Origin of the sequence: Pseudomonas sp. P8_229 (assembly GCF_034008635.1) — a bacterium.
Taxonomy (GTDB): Bacteria; Pseudomonadota; Gammaproteobacteria; order Pseudomonadales; family Pseudomonadaceae; genus Aquipseudomonas.
Genome location: NZ_CP125378.1, coordinates 70,229 through 92,770 on the forward strand (window position 1 = coordinate 70,229; position 22,542 = coordinate 92,770).

Below are 22,542 nucleotides of genomic sequence, written 5' to 3' on the forward strand. Positions count from 1 at the left end.
AAGTGTGTGGCAAGGCACACCGGTCGCTGAGGCGCCGCATCAATCAGTCATCCCTTCACAAACTGGTTACGCCCCAGCGCCTTGGCGTTGTACAGCGCCTGGTCTGCGACCTCGATCAACCCTTGCAAGTGATCCAGTTGCGACCCTGTGGCCGTCGCGATGCCGATGCTCACACTCAGCCGTCCGAGCGGGCTGGCGGTGTGCGGGATGTTCTCTTGCTGCAAGCGGTCGAGGATGAGCTGCGCGACCACCGCCGCACCGTCACTGTTGGTGCCCGGCATGATCACGCCCATCTCCTCGCCGCCATAACGCGCCACCAGATCTGACGGTCGCCGCACACAGGCCTCCAGCGCTCTGCCCACCGTCTGCAGGCAGGCATCGCCGGCGACATGCCCGAAGGTGTCGTTGTACCGCTTGAAGTAGTCGATATCGATCATCAGCAAGGCCAGCGTCGTACCGTCGCGTTTTGCCCGCCGTGCTTCCATGGCGAGGCTCTCGTCAAAACAGCGCCGATTGGCCAGCCCCGTCAGGGCGTCCTTCATCGCCAGCAACTCAAGCTGGCGATTGGATGAAAGCAACTGCTCCTGCGTCCCGCGCAACTGGTCTTCGGCCCGTGTGCGCCTGCGGATATCCAGAATCAGAAACCTGCCGATCAGCCCGGTCAGCCCCAGCAGCCCGATTACCACCACTGCCGACAGCCACGCCTCCATGCGCCACGCCGCGAGAGCCTCGCGCTTGCCGAGGGCAACCGTGGTGATCAAGGGCAGTCGATCACTCTTGCGGAAGGCGTAGAGACGTTCGACGCCATCCAGGCTGGAGGTAAACGACGCCGTGCCGACTGACCGATCAACCAGATACTTGGCATAGATCGGCGACTTGGAAAAGTTGCGCCCCATGTCCTGCTCGCGAAACGGATAGCGCACCAGCAACGTACCGTCGGTATAGGACAAGCCAATGGCGCCCTCCTGCCCGACGTCGATCTGGCCAAACAGACGCAGGAAGTTTTCGACCCCCAGGGTAACCGCCACCACCCCGGCGAACTCGCCGCGCGCATCGTTGAAACGGCGGCTGACGGTAATCACCCATTCCTGATTGGAACGGCTCTGAATCGGCGGACCGATAAAGGTCTCGCGGGAGGGATCATCGCGATGGTGGATGAAATAGGCGCGATCACTGCTGTTCGCCCCAGCGGGAATCGGCCGGTTGGAAGACATCAGCCAGCGGCCCTGATTATCGTAGATGGTGATGCCACTGAGCTGTGGCATCAACGGTTCCTGGCGGTTGACCAAGGCACTCAGCCGTTCAATCTGCGCGGGGCCACTGCCTTCGGTTTCCAGACGCTCGACGAGGCCGAGCAACAGCAGCGAACTCTGGCGGACGATGCCTTCGGAGTACGTCGAAAGCGCCTGGGTCAGATTCAGGCCATGCACATCGACCTCCTCCAGAGCTCGTTCTCGAGAGGCCAAGACTTTCCACACCGTCAATGACGCCAGGGAACAACCGATCACCAACAACAAAAGCACAACCAGGCGAGTATCACGCTTCACATTAATACCTTTTGGAAAGTCCGGTTTTCCGTTCCAGCGACTAATGATCGACTCAATGGCTGCAGCCGCTTGTCCTTGTCGCAAGCAAGGATACAAGCAGCGATGAATCGTTGCAGCAACAGATTATGAAGCGGGAAAAAGTACATGTGTGCTTTGCAACGCCTCGTCCAGACGAGATGCGTCAGAGACTTCAAAAGAGAGGATTCGCACTGGGCGAAAGGACGCCAAGCATGCCAGACCAAGCTATCGCCAGGCTTTCAGGACTCGATTTGCCTGAAATTCCCAGGCAGCGATTGCGCAGTTCACGTGTGGGGGGGCAAAGAGGCCCGACAGAGCGGGCCTCGATTTTAAGATTTATAGCTACGCCGGTTTTACAGTTTCAGGTTGCCTCTTATCCTCAGGACGGATCTTGAACCAGATCGAGTACATCGCGGGCAGGAACACCAGCGTCATGATGGTGCCGACGAGCGTGCCGCCAATAAGGGTATAGGCCAGCGTTCCCCAGAACACCGAGTGTGTCAGGGGAATGAACGCCAGGATGGCCGCCAGCGCCGTTAACAGTACCGGTCGCGCACGTTGCACCGTGGCTTCGACAACCGCGTGAAACGGATCCAGCCCTTCTTGCGCGTTGTGATGAATCTGCCCGATCAGAATCAGCGTATTGCGCATCAGGATCCCCGACAGAGCAATCAGACCGACCAGCGCATTGATGCCAAACGGCTGATTGAAGATGAGCAGTGTCGGCACCACACCAATCAACCCTAACGGTGATGTGAGGAACACCATGATCATCGCCGAGATCGAACGAACCTGCACAATGATGATGACCAGGGTCATGGCGATCATGATCGGCAGCAACGGCAGAATCGCCTTGCCGGCCTTGCCCGACTCTTCGATCGCCCCCGCCTGCTCAATCCGGTAACCGGAAGGGAGTTTCTCGATGATCGGCCGCAGTTGCTTCAGCAGCGCACTGGAAACATCCGGAGGCTGCAAGTCTTCGGCAATGTCGCCACGCACGGTAATGGCCGGGGTGCGATCACGTCGGCGCAGGATCGGATCCTCCATGCGCACATCGACCTCGCCTATCTGCGACAACGGGATTCGCTGTCCCGACGCACCGACCAAGGTGAAGCTGGCAATCTGCTGCGGATCGAGGCGGATATTGCCCGCTGCCCGCCCCATGACTTGCACTGAGCGAATATCCTCACGCACTGCCGTGATCGGTACTCCGCTCAGCAGGAACTGCAATTGCCGGGCAACCGCAGTCGATGTCAGCCCTACCGCCTGCAGACGGTCCTGGTCCAGGTTGAAATGCAGCGACGGCGTCAGCGGCCCCCAGTCGGTGTTCACGGTTCTCATCATCGGGCTCTCCTGCATCACGCCCCTCACCTGCTCGGCGATCACGCGCAACTTCGCCGGATCAGGCCCCATCACCCGGTAGGCCACCGGAAATGGCGAATAAGGACCGAACACGATTTGCGACGCCCTGAGACGGGCTTCCGGGGCGAGCCCTTGGGCGGCCGCGTCACGAAAACGCAACTTGAGGGCTTCCCGTGCTTCCTGACTGTCGGTCAGCACCACGATCTTGGCGAACGACGGATCAGGCAGCTCCGGCGCCATGGCCAGGAAGAAACGCGGCGCACCCTGGCCGATATAGGCCGTGACAATTTTTGCCTCGTCCTGCTGCTGCAGCCAGGCCTCAACCTTGGCGGCCGTGGCACTGGTCTGTTCGATGGAGGTGCCGTAGGGCATCTGCACCTCGATCATGACCTCGGGACGGTCAGAGGTCGGGAAGAACTGTTTCTTCACCAGACCCATGCCCGCCGCCGCCACGAAGAACAGCGCGACCACCGTGCCCGCGACCAGCCATTTGCGCGCAATGACCCGTGTCAGAACCCGGCGGAAGCGGTTGTAGCGCGGCGTGTTGTAGATCGCTGCGTGTCCGCCCTCGACCGCCTTGATGTCTGGCAACAGCTTCACGCCCAGATAAGGGGTGAACGCCACCGCAACGACCCAGGAAGCGATCAGCGCAATGCCCACGATCCAGAACATGTTGCTGGTGTATTCGCCGGCCGTGGACTGGGCGAAACCGTTCGGTAGAAAGCCGATCGCCGTCACCAGCGTACCGGACAGCATCGGCGCCGCCGTGTGACTCCAGGCATAAGCAGAAGCCTTGAGGCGATCGTAGCCCTCCTCCATTTTCACCACCATCATTTCAATGGCAATGATCGCGTCGTCGACCAGCAGCCCGAGCGCCAGGATCAATGACCCGAGGGTGATACGGTCAAAGTTCTTGCCGGTGGCCGCCATCAGCACAAACACGATCGCCAGAGTCAACGGTACGGCGGCGGCGACCACCACGCCGACACGCCAGCCCATGCTGAGAAAGCAGACGAGCATGACCACCAGCAGCGCGACAAAGAACTTGACCATGAACTCGCCGACGGCCGAATCGATATTCACCGCCTGATCGGTGACCTTGGAGAGACTCATGCCCAGCGGCATTTCCTCATTGATCCTGACCGTCTCGGCATCCAGCGCCTTGCCCAGATCAAGACCGTTCCAGCCCTCACGCATCACCACACCGAGCAACAGCGCATCTGCGCCGTTATTGCGCACCAGAAAGGTGGCCGGGTCTTCGTAACCGCGTTCGACCGTCGCCACATCAGACAGCATGAGTGTCCGTCCCTGCACGACAACAGGGGTGTCGCGAATTTTCTGCAGCTTGTCGAACGCGCCGTCCAGACGCAGAAAAACCTGTGGCCCGCTGGTTTCAATCGATCCGGCCGGGGTCAGTACGTTCTGACTGTTCAGCGCAGCGAAGATATCCTGCGGTGACAAGCCCAAGGTCGCCAACCGGTCATGGGAGAACGATACAAATATCCGTTCGGCTTGCTCGCCGATGATGTTGACCTTCTTCACCCCCGGCACATGCAACAGGCGCTGCCTCAAGGACTCCGCATCGCGTACCAGCAGGCGCTGCGGCTCACCTTTGGCTTTCAGGGCGAACAGCGCAAAGGTCACGTCCGAATACTCATCGTTGACCATCGGCCCGATGACGCCCGCCGGCAACTTGATGGCTTCATCGTCGAGTTTTTTACGCGCCTGATAGAACTCCTCCTGCACTTGCGAAGGCGGCGTGCTGTCGAGCAGCGAGACCATGGTGAACGCGAGCCCTGGCCGCGTATAGGTTTCCGAGCGGTCGTACCATTTGAGTTCTTGCAGGCGTTTTTCCAGTGGCTCCGCGACCTGATCCTGCATTTCCTGTGCAGTCGCCCCCGGCCACGCCGTGATGACGGTCAACTGCTTGACCGTAAACGGAGGGTCTTCGGCACGCCCCAACTGGAAGAACGACAGAATGCCGGCAACGGCGATCAGAAAAATCAGAAAGACTGTGATCGCCCGTTCGCGAACGGCGATGGCGGAAATGTTGAATCGTCCTTCGTTCATGGACGACTCCCGGCAACCGTCGCGGCAGTCGGCACAGCTATTGTTACTGGCTCCCCCTCGCGCAACAGATGAGCGCCCAGCGCCACAATCTGCTCGCCGATGCGAAGGTCGCCGACCACTCGCGCCGAATCGTCGCTCAGCCCCAGCACCTGAACCGGTCGCCAGGCCACGGTTGGCGGTGTGCCGGCGATGACCCACACGCCCGGACCTTGACCCGGGTCATACACGGCAGCGATCGGCACTTGCACCGACGCGGTAGGTGCCGATCCCTCGGCGATGCGGAGGGTGACTGTCGAACCGATCGGCGCATTGGCCAACGCGCCCTCCAGCACATACCGCGCCTCGAACGTGCGCGTCGTGCGGTCTGCCGAGTCCGAAAGCAACCTCAGTTTTGCGCTCACAGCACCCGAGGCGTTGCCATAGAGCGTGGCTTGCGCGGTAGATCCTGCGGCGGGACGCAAGGTCTCGGGCAGGTGCACGATGGCCTCGCGCTGCCCTGCCCGCGCCAGTCGAACCACCGGTTGACCGGGGCTGACGACTTGTCCGGGTTCAGCGAGTGTTTCCACCACAACGCCGTCGGCATCGGCGACCAGCACCGCATAACCAGAAGCGTTGCGGGCAACGTCCGCTTGCGCTTCAGCGGCGCTGAGCTGCGCCTTGGCAGTGTCTGCGGCGGCTTTGATCTGATCGTAAGCCGATGCGGAAATGGCGCCGGCGCTGACCAGGGTGCGATAGCGCGCTTCGTCATCGGCTGTCTGCTTCGCGCGGGCCCGGGCGGCGCTGACCGACTCCTGCTGCGCGCGTGCCTGCAGCCCCAGGTCGATGGGGTCAAGCCGCATCAGCGGCTGACCGCGCTTGACGGTCTGGCCCGTGTCAACCAGACGTTCGAGCACCTTGCCCGCTACGCGAAACCCCAGGTCGCCCTGAACGCGCGCAGTCACCACACCGGTGAAGGAACGAGAACCGTCCGCCGCAGCCTGAACGGTGGTGAACCTGACCAGAGGTGCCTGCGTGCGCGGGTCTGCAACGGAGGAGGAATCACCGCACGCCGCCAGGGCGAGTGGCAACAGGCATGCCGCAATGGGGAAAAATCGGAGCCGGCGCATAGGTGCCCTTACTGGAATAGGATGATCATCATATTCTCAGCCTCGTGACCATTATCGTCAATAGTCACATCACATTCGGCATTCAACGCTCCAGTCTTTAGCCTTATCCGGGAATAATCCTTGCGATGATGCTCGATCAGATCAATCGAACACAATTGACACTTAGTGACCAATAAGTAATATGGTCACGAAATCCCCTTAAGGAACGCCAATGCCTGCCCTCCGCCCGACTGCTCTTTTGGTTACTGCCGGCCTGATGGCAGGCTGTGCGGTGGGTCCGGATTACCATCGTCCAGACGCCCCGCTTTCGGATCATTACCTGGGTCGGTCTGCTGTCGAACCGCGATCCGAATCGACACCAGGCAGCCTTGTCGCCTGGTGGGAAAACTTTAATGATCCGCTGCTGACCGACTACATCAACCAGACCCTGCAGCAGAATCTGGACCTGGCACAGGCGTCGGCGCGCGTCACCCAGGCAAGGGCCGGCCTGGGTGCGGCAAACGCAGCACTGCTGCCCTCAGCGAATATCAACGCACAGGCGGCGCGCGCTTATCAGTCCGTCGAGACGCCACTGGGCCAGGTATTGAATTCAACACCGGGCTACGACCGTTACGGCAATGCTTACGAGGCCAACCTCGAGGCGGGCTGGGAAGTCGATGTGTTTGGCGGACTGCGCCGCGGACGTGAGGCGGCACTGGCTGAGTACCAGGCCTGCGCAGCGGATTTCACCGCGACACGGCTGGCGATCGGCGCGCAAACGGCCGATATCTACATCACCCTGCGCGGATTACAGGCACGACTGGATATTGCCAACCAGCAAGTCGACACCCGGCGCGCGTTGCTGGAAAAGGTCCGGTTGCTTTACGGCAAGGGCCTGGCCGCGGAGTACCAGGTGCGTCAGGCCGAGGGTGAATTGTCGCAAGTCCAGGCAACCGTGCCGGTACTGCAAAGCGGTCTGGAGGCAGCCATGAATGCGATGGACGTGATGCTCGGCACGCCTCCCGGCACGCACCGCACGCAACTGGCACGTGAGGGCGATATTCCCAATGCGCCGTCGTTGACTGCGCTTGGCACACCGGCGGATCTGCTGCGGCGCAGACCGGACCTGATCGTGGCCGAGCGCCGGCTTGCAGCTTCCAACGCGCGCATTGGTGAAGCGATTGCCGAGTACTACCCGAAATTTTCCCTCAGCGCCTTGCTGGGCAGCGCGACAGCCGTCTCCGGCGGCAATCTATTCACCAGCGGCGCGAGCCAGTCGAGCGGTGTCCTGGGGTTGCGCTGGAGGCTTTTCGACTTCGCACGCATCAACGCCCAGATCGATCAGGCCAAGGGGCAGGAAGCTGAAGCGTTGGCCGCGTATCGCCAGTCGGTACTGCGCGCCACCGAAGATGTCGAGAACGCGCTGTCCTCACTGGCGAATCGGCAAACCCAGACCACCACCCTCACCGGCGGCGAAGCGGCATTGACTCAAGCTCGCCAGTCCTCATTCATCGCCTATGAAAAAGGCACGGCCAGCCTGATCGATGTCCTGCACGCCGACGAAACATTGCTGCAGGCCTCCGACGCCAGAGCACAAGCGCGGACAGAATCGGCCCGTGCGGCGGTGGCGGTATTCAAGGCTCTCGGCGGTGGCTGGCAACCCGCTGAGTCGCCGTCTGTTGTGGCGCGCTGAGCAGCAACGCCAGATCGTTTCAGACCAGGTTACTGAGAGTCGGGAGACACGCGTACTCCCGACCCGCTTGACCGCATTCAACTAGAAGCGGTAACTGACAGAAGTACCGAATCCGCTCGCACTGTTCTTGTACCTGGCACTGTACGCACCCCGCGTTGCCGAGGTGTCGTTGATCTGTACGCTCTCCTCCCAAAGGTAGGAATACGCGAGATCGATCGTGACATTGTCCACCGGCGTCCAGCCGGCCCCGAAGCTGACAACCTTACGGTCGCCGGTAGGAATCCGGGGCCCGCGATTGGTATTGTTGGTGGGTGACTGATCCACCGAAAACCCGCCACGCAGCACCCATTGCTTATTCAATTGATAGGCCGCACCGATCGCGTGAGCCCAGGTGTCGTGCCAGTTCTGCTCTTCGCTGATCGTCCCCAACTGCCCGCTCAGCAACGGCGGCAAGCCGCTGTTCTCAATCGTCAGCTCCTTGAAGCGGCTCCAACGCGTCCAGGTACTGCCCACATAGAGCGTCCAGTCGTTGTTGAATTGATGCGTCACCGAAAAGTCCACCGACTCCGGCGTGTCCACATCCAGCGATGCGTCATAGCTACGACCGCTGACGCCCAGCACACTGAAGATGCCATCCGTGACCTTGGTTTTGGCATCCAGGTGGTAACTGACTTTGGAGTGATACGTCAGGCCCAGACGGGTCTGATCGGTCGCCTGCACCAGCACGCCGGCGTTGAAACCCAGTGCAGTGTCATCGCCGGTGCTTTTGAGCTTGCCGTCATTACGCCCCGGGCTGAGTGGATTGGGCACCATGCCCGATATCTCTCCGCCGATACGGTTGATGGTCGGCCCGAATCCGATCGAGACTTTTTCGTTAAAGGCGTAGCTGATCGTCGGTTGGAAGGTCAGCGTGGTGACTTGACTCTTGTTGGCGTAATAGCGTCCGGCAAAACCACTGCCGTAGTCGGTGATCAACCCGAAAGGCACATAAAACCCGACGCCGAATGCCCAATGCTCATCGATCGGTTTGACGTAATACCCCATCGGTACAGTGGTGGTGGGCACCATGTCGCCGTCTTCCTTGCCGCCGAAGGTACTGCGAGTCCGGCTGATGTCAGACTTGGCAAACAACGTAGCCGCCCCCACGCTGATCTGCTCTCGTTCAAGCCGCGCCATGCCCGCCGGGTTGCCGTAGATCGTACTGGCGTCTTCGGCTGATGAAGATCGCCCGGCAAAACCGGATCCCATCCCGCTGATGCTTTGTTCGTTGAGTGCAAAGCCACCGGCCAACACATTGGAGGACGCCAGCACGACGGCCAGGCCAACGGGATTTTTGAGCATTATTTTTTTCATTATCTGGACTCTATGGGATCACTGAAAAAGAACATCGAGAACGACAGCGAAGCCATATTATCCATGTGACCATTTCAGTCAATGGTCACACACAGCAAAACTTAACGCCGTACCGGCACGCATGTGCCGGGAACAGGAACCTGATAAGGGGGATGTCGCTCTGGCTCAGATCACCTGAACAGTGATCAGCGTTGGGTCAGGGCATCAGGCTGCGCAGGATAAGGTTGGAGGTCAGCGTGGGCGCTACCTCGATAAAATCCAGATTGTGTTGCAGCAGTAACGGGTTGACGAAGGGACGCAGGGCCAGATGGATCGACTCGACGGTCTCGTCCAGGGGGGTCTTGCGCTCGAACTCTCCGGCCTCTCGCCCTTCACGCACGATGTCGAAGATAAAGCGCTTGATCTGCTCCTCATACACCTGGGCACTGGGCCAGCGCTCCGCCGCAGAAAATGCCGCGATGTCGTAGAGCTTGCGATCATTGAAGAACAGGTTCACACCCGTGGCAATCACGGTTTTCACCAACCTGCGTAAACGCTCGGTCGGTGAAATCGCCTCTGCGTTAATCGCCTGTTCTACCGCTGCAACGATTTGCCCCAGACAATTTGAGCAGATCGCTTCGCCGATCGCCTGTTTGGAATCAAAGAATTTATAGATGTACGCCTTGGAAAAACCGATGGCCCTGGCCAGATCGGACACCGTGGTTTTACCGTAGCCATACTGGCTGAAATGCTCGTTGGCAGCCGCGACAATCTGATCGCGAATGTCATGATCGACGGGGCCACGAGTGCTGGGTGGGGATGAAGTGATCGATGGCTGATTCATCAGAGCAGCTTACTCACCCTCTCGTGGGCTGACAACTTGTGACTGAAGGCGAATAAAGTCACGCCTTTTCTGCAGCCTCGACACCGTCAGCAAGCCAACTTTCTGACGCCTGTTTAACGACCCTTTGCGCAGGTTTCTCCAAGCATAAAAAATTGGCACTTTTGCACAACAAATTGACACCCAAAAGCATGCCACGGGCGGCCGATATCATTAGAGTATGCGCCCTTAAAAAGGAAAGGACTCTTGATGACTCAGTCACTCTCACGGCGCGTTGTGGCGATTACCGGCGCCCTGGGGAATCTCGGCGAGACCCTGGCGGACATGGCCGCAGCCCAGGGCGCGGATCTGGTGCTGATCGATCAGGCGACGATCGGGCTGCCCACCTCTCACAACCGACTGGTCCTGTCCGGCGTTGATCTGGCCTCCCTTGCCGATTGCCAGGACGTCGCCCGGCAGATCAACCGCTATTTCGGCCGCCTCGATGCGCTGGTCAATGGTGCCGGCGGCTATGCGTGGGAGCCGTTGCTGGGCGGGACGATAGACGCCTGGGATCGGCTCTACACGCTGAATCTGCGAACCGCCTTGAACGCCAGCAAAACTCTGCTGCCATTACTGCTGCAGTCCTCGGCCGGGCGCATCGTCAACATCGGTGCGAGCATGGCGGCGAAGGCCGGGCTGGGCATGGGCGCCTACGCCGCGTCGAAATCCAGCGTACTGCGCCTGACCGAAAGCCTCGCCGAAGAGCTCAAGGACATGAGCATCACCGTCAATGCCGTGCTACCGAGCATTCTCGACACCCCGCAAAACCGCGAGGCCATGCCCGACGCCGAGCACCAGCGCTGGGTAACGCCAGCCCAACTGGCGGCGGTCATTCTGTTTCTGATTTCGGAACAAGCTTCGGCGGTCACCGGCACCGGCATCCCGGTGATCGGGCGCATGTAGGGTCTATTGACGCCGCGTACCTTGGCGACGTCGCTTCCTTCACTTTTCGGAAAAGCAAGATCACCGGATTACCGGACTTCCCCTCCCCCCATGCGACCCGCCACCTCCAGCGCTGCCTTCGTTAACCACGTCCTTGATGTCGCCGAGCAACACGGCTGCGATGGCGATTGGCTGTTGCACCAGACCGGACTGTCACGCGAGCAGTTGTCCGACTCCATTGTGCGCATCCCCATGAAGCAACTGCGCGCCCTGCTGGAACTGGCGGCGCGCAGCAGCAACCTGGCGCATTTCGGCCTGCTGGTCGGCGCGGCCGTGCGCCCCGGCACCTACGGCGTGCTGGGGTATGTGCTGATGACCAGCCCGACGCTGGGCGAGTCGCTGAATATGATGCTGCGCTTCGGCAAGATTCTCTACGACAGCCCTTCCAGCCAGACCCGGGTCGTCATCGGCGACGGCCGCGTGACCCTCGAAGATCAGCGCACCAGTGAACTGGAACCTTATTGCGCCCTGCACCAGGAAGCCCTGATGGTCGGCTGGGCGGCGTTCGGGCGCTGGTTGGTCGCCAGCAACCAGCCGATGCTGGAAGTGCGAATGATGCATGCCGCCGTCGGCGAACCGGCGCTGTATGAACACTTTTTCGGCTGCCCGGTGCAGTTCGAGGCCGGGAGCAACGCACTGGTGTTTGCCGAGTCGACACTCTCGACGCGGATCCAGGGTGCCGACCCGCGCATGCACCGCAGCATGCTGCTGGAAGCCGACTGGCAGCTGTGCCTGTCGTACCCGGCATTTTCCGTGACCGACCGCTTGCGCGCGCTGCTCACCGAACAATTGCCGACCGGCGATTTCAGCCTGAAAAGCCTGGCCCGGCAGTTGGCGATTTCGCCGCGCACCTTACAGCGCAAACTCGCGGCCGAAGGGGAAAACTTCAATCAGGTGCTGGAAACCATGCGCATGGAACTGGCCGACCATTACCTGCGTCGCACCGAGACCAGCATCATGAACATCGCCCTGATGCTGGGTTACTCGCAGGCCAGTTCCTTCAGTCATTCCTTCCGTCAGGCGCGCGGGATCTCGCCGGTGGATTACCGCAAGTTGCTGCGGGCCAGATAAGCCTGTTACGTGCTCCGCGACTGAATATCAGACGCTCGACGCAGACATCGCTGCCTCATCGATCAACGCCGCCACCTCGGCGGCATGCGACGCCAGCGAAGCATGACTGGCCTCCAGCGTGATGACTTTCCTGGCGCCGAGGCGCGCCGACATCATCTTCTGGTTGTCCGGGTGGATCATGTGATCCTGGCTGGAGATCTGATACCAGCTCGGCTTGTTTTTCCAGGCCGGATTGCTGATCGGGTCGCCAAAGGTACTGGCCACCGGCGCTTTCTGAGTGACCGCCATGACCAGCGCTTCATCGGCCGTCAGGTCCTGACAGAAGCTTTCATGGAACTTGTCAGCCTTGAGCCACAGAAAACCGTCGCTGTCCGGTGCCAGGTTCGGCGCAGCCTGCGGCAGATGTTGCTGAGTCAGGCCGCCCGGGCTTTCGCCGGCATCCGGGGCGAACGCGGCGATGTACACCAGACCGACAACATTGGATTGGTTGCCGGCCTCGGTGATCACCGCCCCACCGTAAGAGTGCCCGACCAGCAGCACCGGCCCGCGCTGTTGCGCAATCATCTTGCGAGTGCGCTCTGCATCATCGGCCAGCGAGGTCAGTGGCATCTCCACCGCCCGGATGTCTGTGTAGCCCCTGCGCGTCAGCTCGACAATGACGTGGCCCCAATGCGCCGCGCCGCCCCAGAAACCGTGTACCAGCACAATGGTCGGTTTATTACTCATGGCCTTGCTCCTGTCAGGATCGAAGATGTTTGCCAAACCGCCGCAGGAGTATGGAACTGATTCACGAGTCGGGCCACCGAGACCTTGAGCCCCAATGGTTCTCACCCCACCCGATTAACTGTAGAAGTGAGCCTGCTCGCGAAGAGGCCATACCAGCCACCTCATATACTGACTGACACACCGCTTTCGCGAGCAAGCCCGCTCCCACAGGGGGACGCACCAAGCCAATGGTTCTGACACCACCCAATTAAAACTGTAGGAGTGAGCCTGCTCGCGAAGAGGCCATGCCAGCCACCTCATATGCTGACTGATACACCGCTTTCGCGAGCAAGCCCGCTCCCACAATGGGACGTCGCTGCGCCAGTGGCCCTGGCACCATCCAATCAAAACGGTGGGAGCGAGCCTGCTCGCGAAGAGGCCATACCAGCCACCGCATATGCTGACTGATACTCCGCTTTCGCGAGCAGGCTCGCTCCCACATGGATCGGCGCTGTGCCGTGGTTCTGGCACCACCCAATTAAAATTGTGGGAGCGGGCTTGCTCGCGAAGAGGCCACATCAGCCACCTCATATACTGACTGACACACCGCTTTCGCGAGCAAGCCCGCTCCCACAATGGGCCGGCGCTGCCCCAGTGGCCCTGGCACCACCCAATTAAAATTGTGGGAGCGGGCTTGCTCGCGAAGAGGCCATGTCAGCCACCTCATGCGCTGACTGACACACCGCTTTCGCGAGCAGGCTCGCTCCCACATGGGCCGGCGCTGCCCCAGTGGCCCTGACACCACCCAATTAAAATTGTGGGAGCGGGCTTGCTCGCGAAGAGGCCACATCAGCCACCTCATATGCTGACTGATACTCCGCTTTCGCGAGCAAGCCCGCTCCCACAATGGGCCGGCGCTGCCCCAGTGGCCCTGACACCACCCAATTAAAATTGTGGGAGCGGGCTTGCTCGCGAAGAGGCCATGTCAGCCACCTCATGCGCTGACTGACACACCGCTTTCGCGAGCAGGCTCGCTCCCACATGGGCCGGCGCTGCCCCAGTGGCCCTGACACCACCCAATTAAAATTGTGGGAGCGGGCTTGCTCGCGAAGAGGCCACATCAGCCACCGCATATGCTGACTGATACTCCACCTTCGCGAGCAAGCTCGCTCCCACTATGAGCCGGCGCTGCGCCAGAGGCCCTGACACCACCCAATTAAAATTGTGGGAGCGGGCTTGCTCGCGAAGAGGCCACATCAGCCACCGCATATGCTGACTGATACTCCACCTTCGCGAGCAAGCCCGCTCCCACAATGGGACGTCGCTGCGCCAGTGGCCCTGGCACCACCCAATTAAAATTGTGGGAGCGGGCTTGCTCGCGAAGAGGCCACATCAGCCACCGCATATGCTGACTGATACTCCACCTTCGCGAGCAAGCCCGCTCCCACTATGAGCCGGCGCTGCGCCAGAGGCCCTGACACCACCCAATTAAAATTGTGGGAGCGGGCTTGCTCGCGAAGAGGCCACATCAGCCACCTCATATACTGACTGACACACCGCTTTCGCGAGCAAGCCCGCTCCCACTATGAGCCGGCGCTGCGCCAGAGGCCCTGACACCACCCAATTAAAATTGTGGGAGCGGGCTTGCTCGCGAAGAGGCCACATCAGCCACCTCATATACTGACTGACACACCGCTTTCGCGAGCAAGCTCGCTCCCACTATGAGCCGGCGCTGCGCCAGAGGCCCTGACACCACCCAATTAAAATTGTGGGAGCGGGCTTGCTCGCGAAGAGGCCACATCAGCCACCTCATATACTGACTGACACACCGCTTTCGCGAGCAAGCCCGCTCCCACAATGGGCCGGCGCTGCCCCAGTGGCCCTGGCACCACCCAATTAAAACGGTGGGAGCGGGCCTGTGGTTCTGACCGCATGGGCAGGTGTCTCTGGCTGGAGGCAGAAAACTGCTCGGTCTATTTGACCAGGCGTTTTTCCTTGGACGGTCGATAACCGAAAAACGCGCTATAGCATTTGCTGAAATGACTCGGCGAAACAAAGCCGCACGCCACCAGCACTTCCATCTGCGACAGCTCGGTGTGCTGCAGCAGGCGCCGGGCTTCGGTGATGCGCAGTTCCAGGTAGTAGCGCTGCGGTGTGGTGCCCAGTTGCTCCTTGAACAAACGCTCCAGCTGCCGCCGCGAGCGGCCGGCGTACACCGCCAGTTGCTCCAGCTCCAGCGGCTCTTCGAGGTTGGCGTCCATCAGTTTGACCACCTCGCGCAACGGTGCGCTGACACAGAGGTTTTCGTCCGGTTTGATCCGCCGATAACGCGACTCTTCGAACGCCAGAATATCCTCGATACCTTCAACCAGCGCTTTGCCGTGCAGGTTCTTGATCCAGTCCAGCGCCATGTGGAAAGCCCCCGACGGGCTGGATGCCGTGAGCCGGTCGCGATCGATCACATAAGGTTCGCTGCTGACCTGAGTGGATTTGGCAATTTCCGTGAGCGCGGGGCGGTGTTCCGGATGAATCGCGCAACGATAACCCTCGAGCAGCCCGGCGCGTCCGAGAAACCACGCCCCGTTCCACAAACCGGCCAGGCTAACGCCACGCTCCGCTGCCGCACGCAGCAGGCTGATCAACTCTTCGCTCGCCTTCAGCTCCGTGCGGTAGCCACCGCACACCACCAGCAAATCCAGCTCCGCCAGGCTGGCCAGGTCAATCCGTGCATCGGGGCGAATGACCAGGCCCAGATCGCTGATCACCTGCGCCTCGCCCAGGCCGAACGTGCGCGAGGCGAACAGCCCGGCACGCAGCAGGTTGGCGGTGATGATCGTATCCAGCGCTTGAGTGAAGGCCGGCAGCGAAAAGTGCTCCAGCAGCAGGAAACCGGTGCGGGTGAGGCGCGAATCTGCAGATTGTTCATTCAGATAGCGGAGGTTTTTGCCCTTCATGCCTCCGCTGAATTGACGTCGTTCGATCAAGGTCTGGCCCATCGGTCATTTGTTATCCGCCGATAGTTGGCTCGATGGGCCAAAGAGTCAATCACGCTTGCGGCTGATGACTGGTCACGCAGTGAATCCCGCCACCACCGGCCGCAATCGCGTCGATGTTCAGCAGCTCGACTTTGCGCTCCGGGTACAGCTTCGACAGCAGCTCGTATGCCTTCTGGTCAGCCGCCTTGTCACCGAATTCCGGGGCGATGATCGCGCCGTTGATCACGAAATAGTTGATGTAACCGGCAGCAAAGTCCGGGTTGTTCTGGCTGAACTTGCTCTTGCGTGGAGCGAGCGGCGGCGAAATCGTGTGGATCTGTAGCGGCCGACCGTCAGCGTCGGTGGCCTTCTTGAGAATCTCCAGGTGCGCCAGCGTGACCGGGTGATCGTAGGATTGCGGGTCGCTATCGAGGTTGGCGATGACCACGCCGGGCTTGATGAACCGCGCGTAGAAATCGACGTGGGCGTCGGTGATGTCCTTGCCTTTGATCCCCGGCAGCCAGATGATTTTGCGCAGGCCCAGCCGCGCCTTCAGTTCGGCCTCGACGTCTGCCTTGCTCCACCCCGGATTGCGGTTGCTGTTGATCCAGCTGCTTTCCGTCATGATCCCGGTGCCGTGACCGTCGACTTCGATGCCGCCGCCCTCGCCCACCAGCTCGCTGCGCAGGTAAGTCGCTTGCGTGTTGTCGGCCACTGTCGCGGCGATTTTCGCATCCTTGCTGTGCTGCTGTTTGTCGCCCCAACCATTGAAGTTGAAGTCCACCGCACCGAGACCGCCCTTGTCGTCGATGACAAAGTTGGCGCCGATGTCACGCATCCAGATGTCGTCGAGCGCCGCAGTCACGTAGGTGACATTGCTCGTGCCGCAATACTGCTCGGCCAGGCTGCGCTCGCCTTTGCGGCAGAACACGGTCACCGGCTCATACCGGGCAATGGCGCGGGCGATGCGGCCGAGTGCGGCCTGCACGTCAGCGGTGAAGTCCTCCCAGATCGCGTCCTGCGCACCGAACGCAATGAACGCGCGCTCGTGCTGGTCGCCCTCGTCCGGCATGAACCAGTCCTGCGCACTGGCCGCCAGCAGTTTGCCCGGCGACAGACCAAGGCCCATAAACGCGGCGCTGACACCGGCGGCGACTGATACTTGTTTGATGAACTCACGACGAGTCGACATGTTGGCTTTCCTGAAAATGGCCGGCGACCAGGCGCCGGCGGTTGCATCACGGATGGGTGGCGGTTTTGAACTTGGTCCAGGTGCGCATGCGGGCACGCATGTCGGCCTGGGGAATGTCCTTGCCCGGGATCAATCGAGCATAGGTCGCGTCGTCGAGGTAGATGTCCGGGTTGTCGCGCATAGCGGCATCGACACTGGCCCGCGCCTTGGCGTTGGAGGTCGGGTAGCCGGTGAAGTTACTGATCGCGGCCATGTTCTGCGGGCGCATCACGAAGTTGATGAATGCGTAGGCGTACTCCGGGTGTTTGGCATCGACCGGAATCGCCATGGTGTCCATCCACACCGTAGTACCCTCGCGGGGAATGCGGTACTGGAATTTCGTGGTCTTGCCAGCGCTGTCCGAGGTGCGTTGAGCCTGGGTCATGTCGCCGCTGTAACCCAGCGACAGGCACAGGTTGCCGTTGACCAGATCGGTCACCGGTTGCGACTGAAACTTGCGAATGTACGGGCGCACTTTCATCAGCAAGTCACTGGCCGCCGCCAGATCTGCCGGTTTGGCGCTGCGCGGATCGCGTCCCAGATAATTGAGTACCACCGCCAGCACCTCATCCGGCGAGTCGATCATCGAGATCCCGCAATCGGCAAATTTCGCCGCCAGTTCCGGCTTGAACAGCAGGTCCAGGCTATTGACCGGCGCGTCGGCCATGCGCTGCTGGATCTGCGCCGCGTTATACGTCAGGCCGATGGTGCCCCAAGTGTAGGGCACGGTGGCCTGGCTGGAATGTTCGTAATGGCTGCGCAATTTCTGCAGGCCGGGTTCGATCTCGGCGAGCGCCGTGAGCTTCGATTGATCCAGCGGCATCAGGCTGCCGGCACGCATCAGGCGCTCGGCCACGGTGTCGCCGGGGAAGATCAGGTCGTAGCCGCTGCCACCGGAGAGCATCTTGGCTTCGAGGGTTTCGCTGCCGTCCATGACGTCGTAGATCACCTTGATCCCGGTTTCGGCGGTGAACCGGCTCAGGGTGTCTTCGGCAAAATAATCGGCCCAGTTGTACAGCCGCAGGGTTTTGTCCTCGGCATGCAGCGACGGGATCACGCAAGTCAGCGCCAGGCCCAGCGCGCCGAGCAGTCGTTTGTGGTGCGTAGCCATGTTCAAACCCCTTGAGTGTTCCAGCGTGCATGGAGGTGGCGACCGTCATGACTGAGCAGCGCGCCATACATGTCCGGTCGGCGATCACGGTAGATGCCCCAGCTCAGGCGCTCCTCGCGCATGGCCTCGAGATCGAGGCTGCGCACCTGCACGCCGGTGCTGTCGCGGTCGGCGGCGGCGAGCAATTGGCCTTTGTGATCGCTGATGAAAGACGAGCCGTAGAAGCTCATGTGCAGCGACGAATCGGTGGTCGCCACCTCGCGCCCGACGCGGTTGGAAGCCACCACCGGCAGCAGATTGGCAGCCGCGTGACCGCGCATGGTCATCTGCCAGTGATCGCGAGAATCCAGCGCCGCGCAGCCAGGTTCGGTGCCGATGGCGGTGGGAAACAACAATACTTCAGCGCCCATCAACGCCAGACAACGCGCCGTTTCGGGGAACCACTGATCCCAGCAGATACCCACGCCGAGGCGGCCGAACGCGGTGTCCCAGACTTTGAAGCCGCTGTCGCCGGGGCTGAAATATTCCTTCTCCTGATAACCGATGGCGTTGGGAATGTGGGTCTTGCGGTACACCCCCGACAGGCACCCGTCGGCATCGGCCACGGTCAGCGAATTGAAATAGGCGTTGCCGGCCTTCTCGAACCAGCTCAACGGCAGCACCACGCCCAGCTCTTTCGCCAGTGCGGCGAAGCGCTGGAGCAGGCGGCTGTCGCGAAACTCCTCGGCCAGGGCCAGGTGTTTATGGCTTTGCTCGATGCAGAAATACGGCGTGGCGAACAGCTCCTGCAACAGGATCACCTGCGCGCCCTTCGCGGCCGCCTCGCGAACCAGTTGCTCGGCCTGATCGAGGTTGCGCTGAAGGTCCCAGGTGCACGGCATCTGGGTGGTGGCGATGGTCAGATGGCTCATCAATCAACCCTCCAGCGGCCAGGCGGGTTGCTGCTGGGTGATGCAATGCACGCCACCGCCGCCGTGGGCCAGGTGATTGATGCGCACCGGCACCACTTCGCGTCCGGGGAACGCCTGTTCGAGCACTTTGGCTGCGACGTGGTCAGCCTCGATGCCGTAGGCCGGCATGATGATCGCGCCGTTGGCGATGTAGAAATTGGTGTACGAGGCACAGAACACTTCGGCTTCAGCGTCCACCGCTTCGCTGGCTTCGTAGAGTTCGATCAGCTGGAATTTACGGCCGTGTGCATCGGTCGCCAGCTCCAGCGCGCGGCGATTCTCGCGCACCACTTCGGCGTACACCGAGTGCTGGTCGTGGGTCGCGTCCACCAGCAACACGCCGGGACGGGCGAACGCACAGACACCATCGACGTGGCCGTCAGTCATGTCGCCGGTGACGTAATCCGGATCGCCCGGCAACCAGATGGTTTTCTTCACCCCCAGCAAGCGGCTGAAAATCGCTTCCATCTCGGCCTTGCCGATGCCCGGGTTGCGATTGGGATTGAGCAGCACCGACTCGGTGGTGATCAGCGTGCCCTCGCCGTCAACGTGAATCGCCCCACCCTCGTTACTCAGCGGCGTGCCAAAGCATTCCAGGCCAAGATGATTGAGTGCGCGGCGTGCCAGGCTTTCGTCCAGGTCGTGCGCCGACTTGCCGCCCCACGCGTTGAAGCGCCAGCTCACCCCCGCCAGCCCTTGCTGCGGATGGCAGATGAAGCTCGGGCCGGAGTCACGGCACCAACTGTCGTTGACCGCCAGCGGGATCAGCTCGATGTTGGCACCACACAGCGCCTTGGCGCTGGCGACCGCTGACGGATCGACCACCAGTTTCACCGGTTCGAAACGGGCGATGGCATTGGCCACCCGGGCGAAGTCTTCCTGCACCTGCGCCAGCGTCACGCGCCAACCCGACTCCCACAGCGTCTGGTTGTGCGGCCAGACCATCCATGTGGCGGCGTGGGTGACCCATTCCGCCGGCATCATCCAGGCGCTGTTTTTATTGTCATTGTGCTGCATGATAAGCCTCGTTAGTTAAGCCAATGTGTTCACGACGACCATGCTACGGACGCATAAACAGGCAAACAAACGATGGATTTAGCGGATAACTGATTAGAGGAACTTATCGATATGCTCAAACACTGGCCACCACTCAGCTCCCTGCGCGGCTTTGAAGCAGCTGCACGCCTGGGCAGTTTTCACAAGGCCGCCGATGAGTTGAGCCTCACTCAATCTGCGATCAGCCAGCAGATCCGTAGCCTCGAGGCGTACCTCGAACAGCCGCTGTTTTTCCGCAGCGGGCGCAGCGTGGCACTGACCGACGCCGGCCACGATCTGCTCAGCACCACCCAGGCGATGCTCCAGCAATTGGCGGTCGGCATCCGTCGCCTCGGGCAATATCAGAAGCCCAATCAACTGGTGCTCAATACCACGCCAGCGTTCGCCCGACATTGGTTGTTGCCGCGTCTGGCGGATTTTCGCGCTCGGCATCCAGAAGTGGATCTGTGGATCTACAGCACCGATGAAGTGCCGGACATGGCGACACAAACCATCGATATCGCCGTGCGCGACGACATCAGTTCCCAGACCGAATGCAGCTTCAAGGTGCTGCACGCCGACCGCCTCTACCCGGCCTGTCATCCGAGCGTGTTGGCGCAACCCGTCGCGCAGCGCAGCACGTTGCACGGCGAACGGGAAATGGACTGGAGCCATTGGGCGGTCGAGGCCGGAGTCGATGTCGGGCAGCAGGATCAGGGCCTGAATTTCTCCGATCCGGGCCTGCTGCTGGACGCTGCGTGTGCCGGCCTGGGGATTGCGCTGGTCAGTCAGTTGCTCAGCCGTCAGGCGCAGGAAAGCGGGCTATTGGTGCCGTTGGTTGAGCAAACCATTCGCGGCCCGAACTGGGCACTGCTGACCCATCGCGACAGCGAAAACGAGCCGATGGCGCGCAGTTTCAGTGAGTGGTTGATCAATAACCTTGGCGCGCCATGACCGGCGCATGTTGCGCCATCAGCTCGATGATCCAGTCAATGAACACCCGAAGTTTCAGGCTGACATGCCGGTTCGGCGGGTACGCCACGTAGAGTGGCATCGGTTCCAGCTGCCAGTCCTCGAACAGCGGCACCAGTTCACCCCGCATGGCATGAGCATCTGACATGTACCTGGGCAACCACAGCACGCCCATGCCGGCCAGACCTGCCGCGAGGTAGGCATTGCCGTCGTCGACCGCCAACACGTGGCGCCCTTTGATCTGCAAATGCTCGCTGCCATTGTGCAAGGCGTAAGGCACCGGTTTGCCGGTGCGCGCCCAGAGAAAACCGACCACTCGATGATGGGAGTCTTCCAGCTCCCGCGGATGCATTGGCGTGCCGGCAACGGCCAGGTAATTCGGCGCAGCGAATACCCCCAATTGAAGATCGGCCACCCGCCGGGCCATCAGCGACTGATCGAGCAGTTCGCCGCCGCGCAGTACGCAATCGACGTTCTCATCAATGATGTCGACGATGCGGTCACTGACGCCCATGTCGATCTGAATGTCCGGGTAACGCTGGTGAAAGTCGGGCAACGCCGGCATCAGAATCAGGCGTGCCAGCGGACTCGGCACATCCACCCGCAACCGGCCCTTGGGCATCGCCGAGGCACCGGACAGCGTGGTTTCGGCATCGTCCAGATCGGCCAGCAAACTGATCACCCGCTGGTAGTAAATCGCGCCATCGGCGGTGACGTTGACCTTGCGCGTGGTGCGGTTGAGCAACTTCACCCGCAGCCGCGCCTCCAGTTGCTGGACGAGTTGAGTCACGGTGGTCTTACTTATGTGCAGGGTCTCGGCGGCTTTGGTGAAACTGCCCGCCTCGACCACCCGGGCGAACGCCTGCATTGCATCGAAACGGTCCACTTTTCGCCCTCTGATTGTTTGGAATCTGCAAACAGTGAACGCCAAGGTTGCGCGTTTATCGCCACTGCGCAAGTCCCTAAAGTCGCTCCATCGTCAACGTTCCAGCATGATGGAGACACCCCATGACACAACGTGATGCAGTTTTCCCTCCGGCCCGCCACACTCTCTACGAACGCCATCGCTACTCGCCGGCGATTCGCTCCAACGGTTTCCTGTTCGTCTCGGGACAAGTGGGCAGCCGTGAGGACGGCTCGCCCGAACCGGACCTGCAAAATCAGGTGCGCCTGGCCTTCAACAATCTGAATGCGATCCTCAATGCCGCCGGGTGCAGCTTCGATGATGCGGTGGATGTGACGGTGTTCATGGTCGATCCGCAATCGACGTTCGAAACCATCTGGGAAGTGGTGCCGGAGTTCTGGGGTCAGGCGCCCTATCCGACGATCACGGCGGTGGGCGTGACCTGGCTGGCAGGCTTTCGCTTCGAGATCAAGGTGATCGCCAGATTGCCGGAAAACGTCTCATCGTAACGTGGGGTAAAACATCGCCAGACACCCGCACTGGCCTTTAACCGCCCGCCTACGTATAACCTCGCCGTTTCGTCTAACCTGATTGAGCGCCCGGCCGCGACACCGCGCCCCGTGGCGCTTAGAATGCGACGCTCATGAAACGGAGAT

The 22,542-nt window shown here is 61.0% G+C and carries 17 protein-coding genes; 5 read left to right on the forward strand and 12 right to left on the reverse strand.

Annotation, left to right across the window (positions count from 1 at the left end):
* Positions 1-47: 47 nt before the first annotated feature.
* From QMK55_RS00245 to QMK55_RS00255, 3 genes are all read right to left on the reverse strand, one after another.
* Entirely contained in the window at positions 48-1,547 is a 1,500-nt protein-coding gene (locus QMK55_RS00245; RefSeq protein WP_102356677.1) for a diguanylate cyclase, read from the reverse strand.
* Between the two features lie 360 nt (positions 1,548-1,907).
* On the reverse strand, positions 1,908-4,997 hold the full coding sequence (locus tag QMK55_RS00250; RefSeq protein ID WP_320328355.1) for an efflux RND transporter permease subunit: 3,090 nt from the start codon (positions 4,995-4,997) through the stop codon (positions 1,908-1,910).
* Positions 4,994-6,103, reverse strand: a complete 1,110-nt coding sequence (locus QMK55_RS00255; RefSeq protein ID WP_320328356.1) for an efflux RND transporter periplasmic adaptor subunit — start codon at positions 6,101-6,103, stop codon at positions 4,994-4,996. The genes QMK55_RS00250 and QMK55_RS00255 overlap by 4 nt, the downstream gene beginning before the upstream one ends.
* 211 nt (positions 6,104-6,314) lie before the next feature.
* On the opposite strand from QMK55_RS00255, the gene QMK55_RS00260 reads away from it, so the two are divergent.
* Complete coding sequence (locus QMK55_RS00260) at positions 6,315-7,775, forward strand: efflux transporter outer membrane subunit (protein WP_320328357.1); 1,461 nt, start codon at positions 6,315-6,317, stop codon at positions 7,773-7,775.
* Positions 7,776-7,856: 81 nt separating this feature from the next.
* Here the strand turns inward: QMK55_RS00260 and QMK55_RS00265 are convergent, their stop codons facing one another.
* Together QMK55_RS00265 and QMK55_RS00270 are read right to left on the reverse strand one after the other, a co-directional pair.
* Entirely contained in the window at positions 7,857-9,128 is a 1,272-nt protein-coding gene (locus QMK55_RS00265; RefSeq protein ID WP_320328358.1) for an OmpP1/FadL family transporter, read from the reverse strand.
* Between the two features lie 196 nt (positions 9,129-9,324).
* Positions 9,325-9,951, reverse strand: coding sequence for a TetR/AcrR family transcriptional regulator (locus QMK55_RS00270; protein ID WP_102356682.1), 627 nt, complete (start codon positions 9,949-9,951; stop codon positions 9,325-9,327).
* A gap of 246 nt (positions 9,952-10,197) precedes the next feature.
* On the opposite strand from QMK55_RS00270, the gene QMK55_RS00275 reads away from it, so the two are divergent.
* The gene (locus tag QMK55_RS00275) at positions 10,198-10,893 is read left to right on the forward strand and encodes an SDR family NAD(P)-dependent oxidoreductase (RefSeq protein WP_102356683.1); all 696 of its coding nucleotides are present in this window, start codon (positions 10,198-10,200) and stop codon (positions 10,891-10,893) included.
* A 90-nt stretch (positions 10,894-10,983) separates the two neighbouring features.
* Positions 10,984-12,003, forward strand: coding sequence for an AraC family transcriptional regulator (locus QMK55_RS00280; RefSeq protein WP_102356684.1), 1,020 nt, complete (start codon positions 10,984-10,986; stop codon positions 12,001-12,003).
* A 27-nt stretch (positions 12,004-12,030) separates the two neighbouring features.
* Here QMK55_RS00280 and QMK55_RS00285 read toward each other — a convergent pair whose 3' ends face one another.
* From QMK55_RS00285 to QMK55_RS00310, 6 genes are all read right to left on the reverse strand, one after another.
* Positions 12,031-12,729, reverse strand: coding sequence for an alpha/beta hydrolase (locus QMK55_RS00285; RefSeq protein WP_102356685.1), 699 nt, complete (start codon positions 12,727-12,729; stop codon positions 12,031-12,033).
* Between the two features lie 1,952 nt (positions 12,730-14,681).
* On the reverse strand, positions 14,682-15,704 hold the full coding sequence (locus QMK55_RS00290) for a GlxA family transcriptional regulator (protein ID WP_102356686.1): 1,023 nt from the start codon (positions 15,702-15,704) through the stop codon (positions 14,682-14,684).
* Positions 15,705-15,753: 49 nt separating this feature from the next.
* Entirely contained in the window at positions 15,754-16,875 is a 1,122-nt protein-coding gene (locus QMK55_RS00295) for an agmatine deiminase family protein (RefSeq protein WP_320328359.1), read from the reverse strand.
* A gap of 46 nt (positions 16,876-16,921) precedes the next feature.
* The gene (locus tag QMK55_RS00300) at positions 16,922-18,025 is read right to left on the reverse strand and encodes an extracellular solute-binding protein (protein WP_102356688.1); all 1,104 of its coding nucleotides are present in this window, start codon (positions 18,023-18,025) and stop codon (positions 16,922-16,924) included.
* A 2-nt stretch (positions 18,026-18,027) separates the two neighbouring features.
* Entirely contained in the window at positions 18,028-18,936 is a 909-nt protein-coding gene (aguB, locus tag QMK55_RS00305; RefSeq protein WP_320328360.1) for an N-carbamoylputrescine amidase, read from the reverse strand.
* A 3-nt stretch (positions 18,937-18,939) separates the two neighbouring features.
* Entirely contained in the window at positions 18,940-19,992 is a 1,053-nt protein-coding gene (locus tag QMK55_RS00310) for an agmatine deiminase family protein (protein ID WP_320328361.1), read from the reverse strand.
* Between the two features lie 111 nt (positions 19,993-20,103).
* On the opposite strand from QMK55_RS00310, the gene QMK55_RS00315 reads away from it, so the two are divergent.
* The gene (locus QMK55_RS00315; protein WP_320328362.1) at positions 20,104-20,964 is read left to right on the forward strand and encodes a LysR substrate-binding domain-containing protein; all 861 of its coding nucleotides are present in this window, start codon (positions 20,104-20,106) and stop codon (positions 20,962-20,964) included.
* Here QMK55_RS00315 and QMK55_RS00320 read toward each other — a convergent pair.
* Positions 20,942-21,868 (reverse strand): LysR family transcriptional regulator, encoded by a 927-nt coding sequence (locus QMK55_RS00320; protein ID WP_320328363.1) that lies wholly within the window; start codon positions 21,866-21,868, stop codon positions 20,942-20,944. The two genes, QMK55_RS00315 and QMK55_RS00320, sit on opposite strands and share 23 nt — an antisense overlap.
* A gap of 122 nt (positions 21,869-21,990) precedes the next feature.
* On the opposite strand from QMK55_RS00320, the gene QMK55_RS00325 reads away from it, so the two are divergent.
* Entirely contained in the window at positions 21,991-22,395 is a 405-nt protein-coding gene (locus QMK55_RS00325) for a RidA family protein (RefSeq protein WP_102356692.1), read from the forward strand.
* Positions 22,396-22,542: the final 147 nt, after the last annotated feature.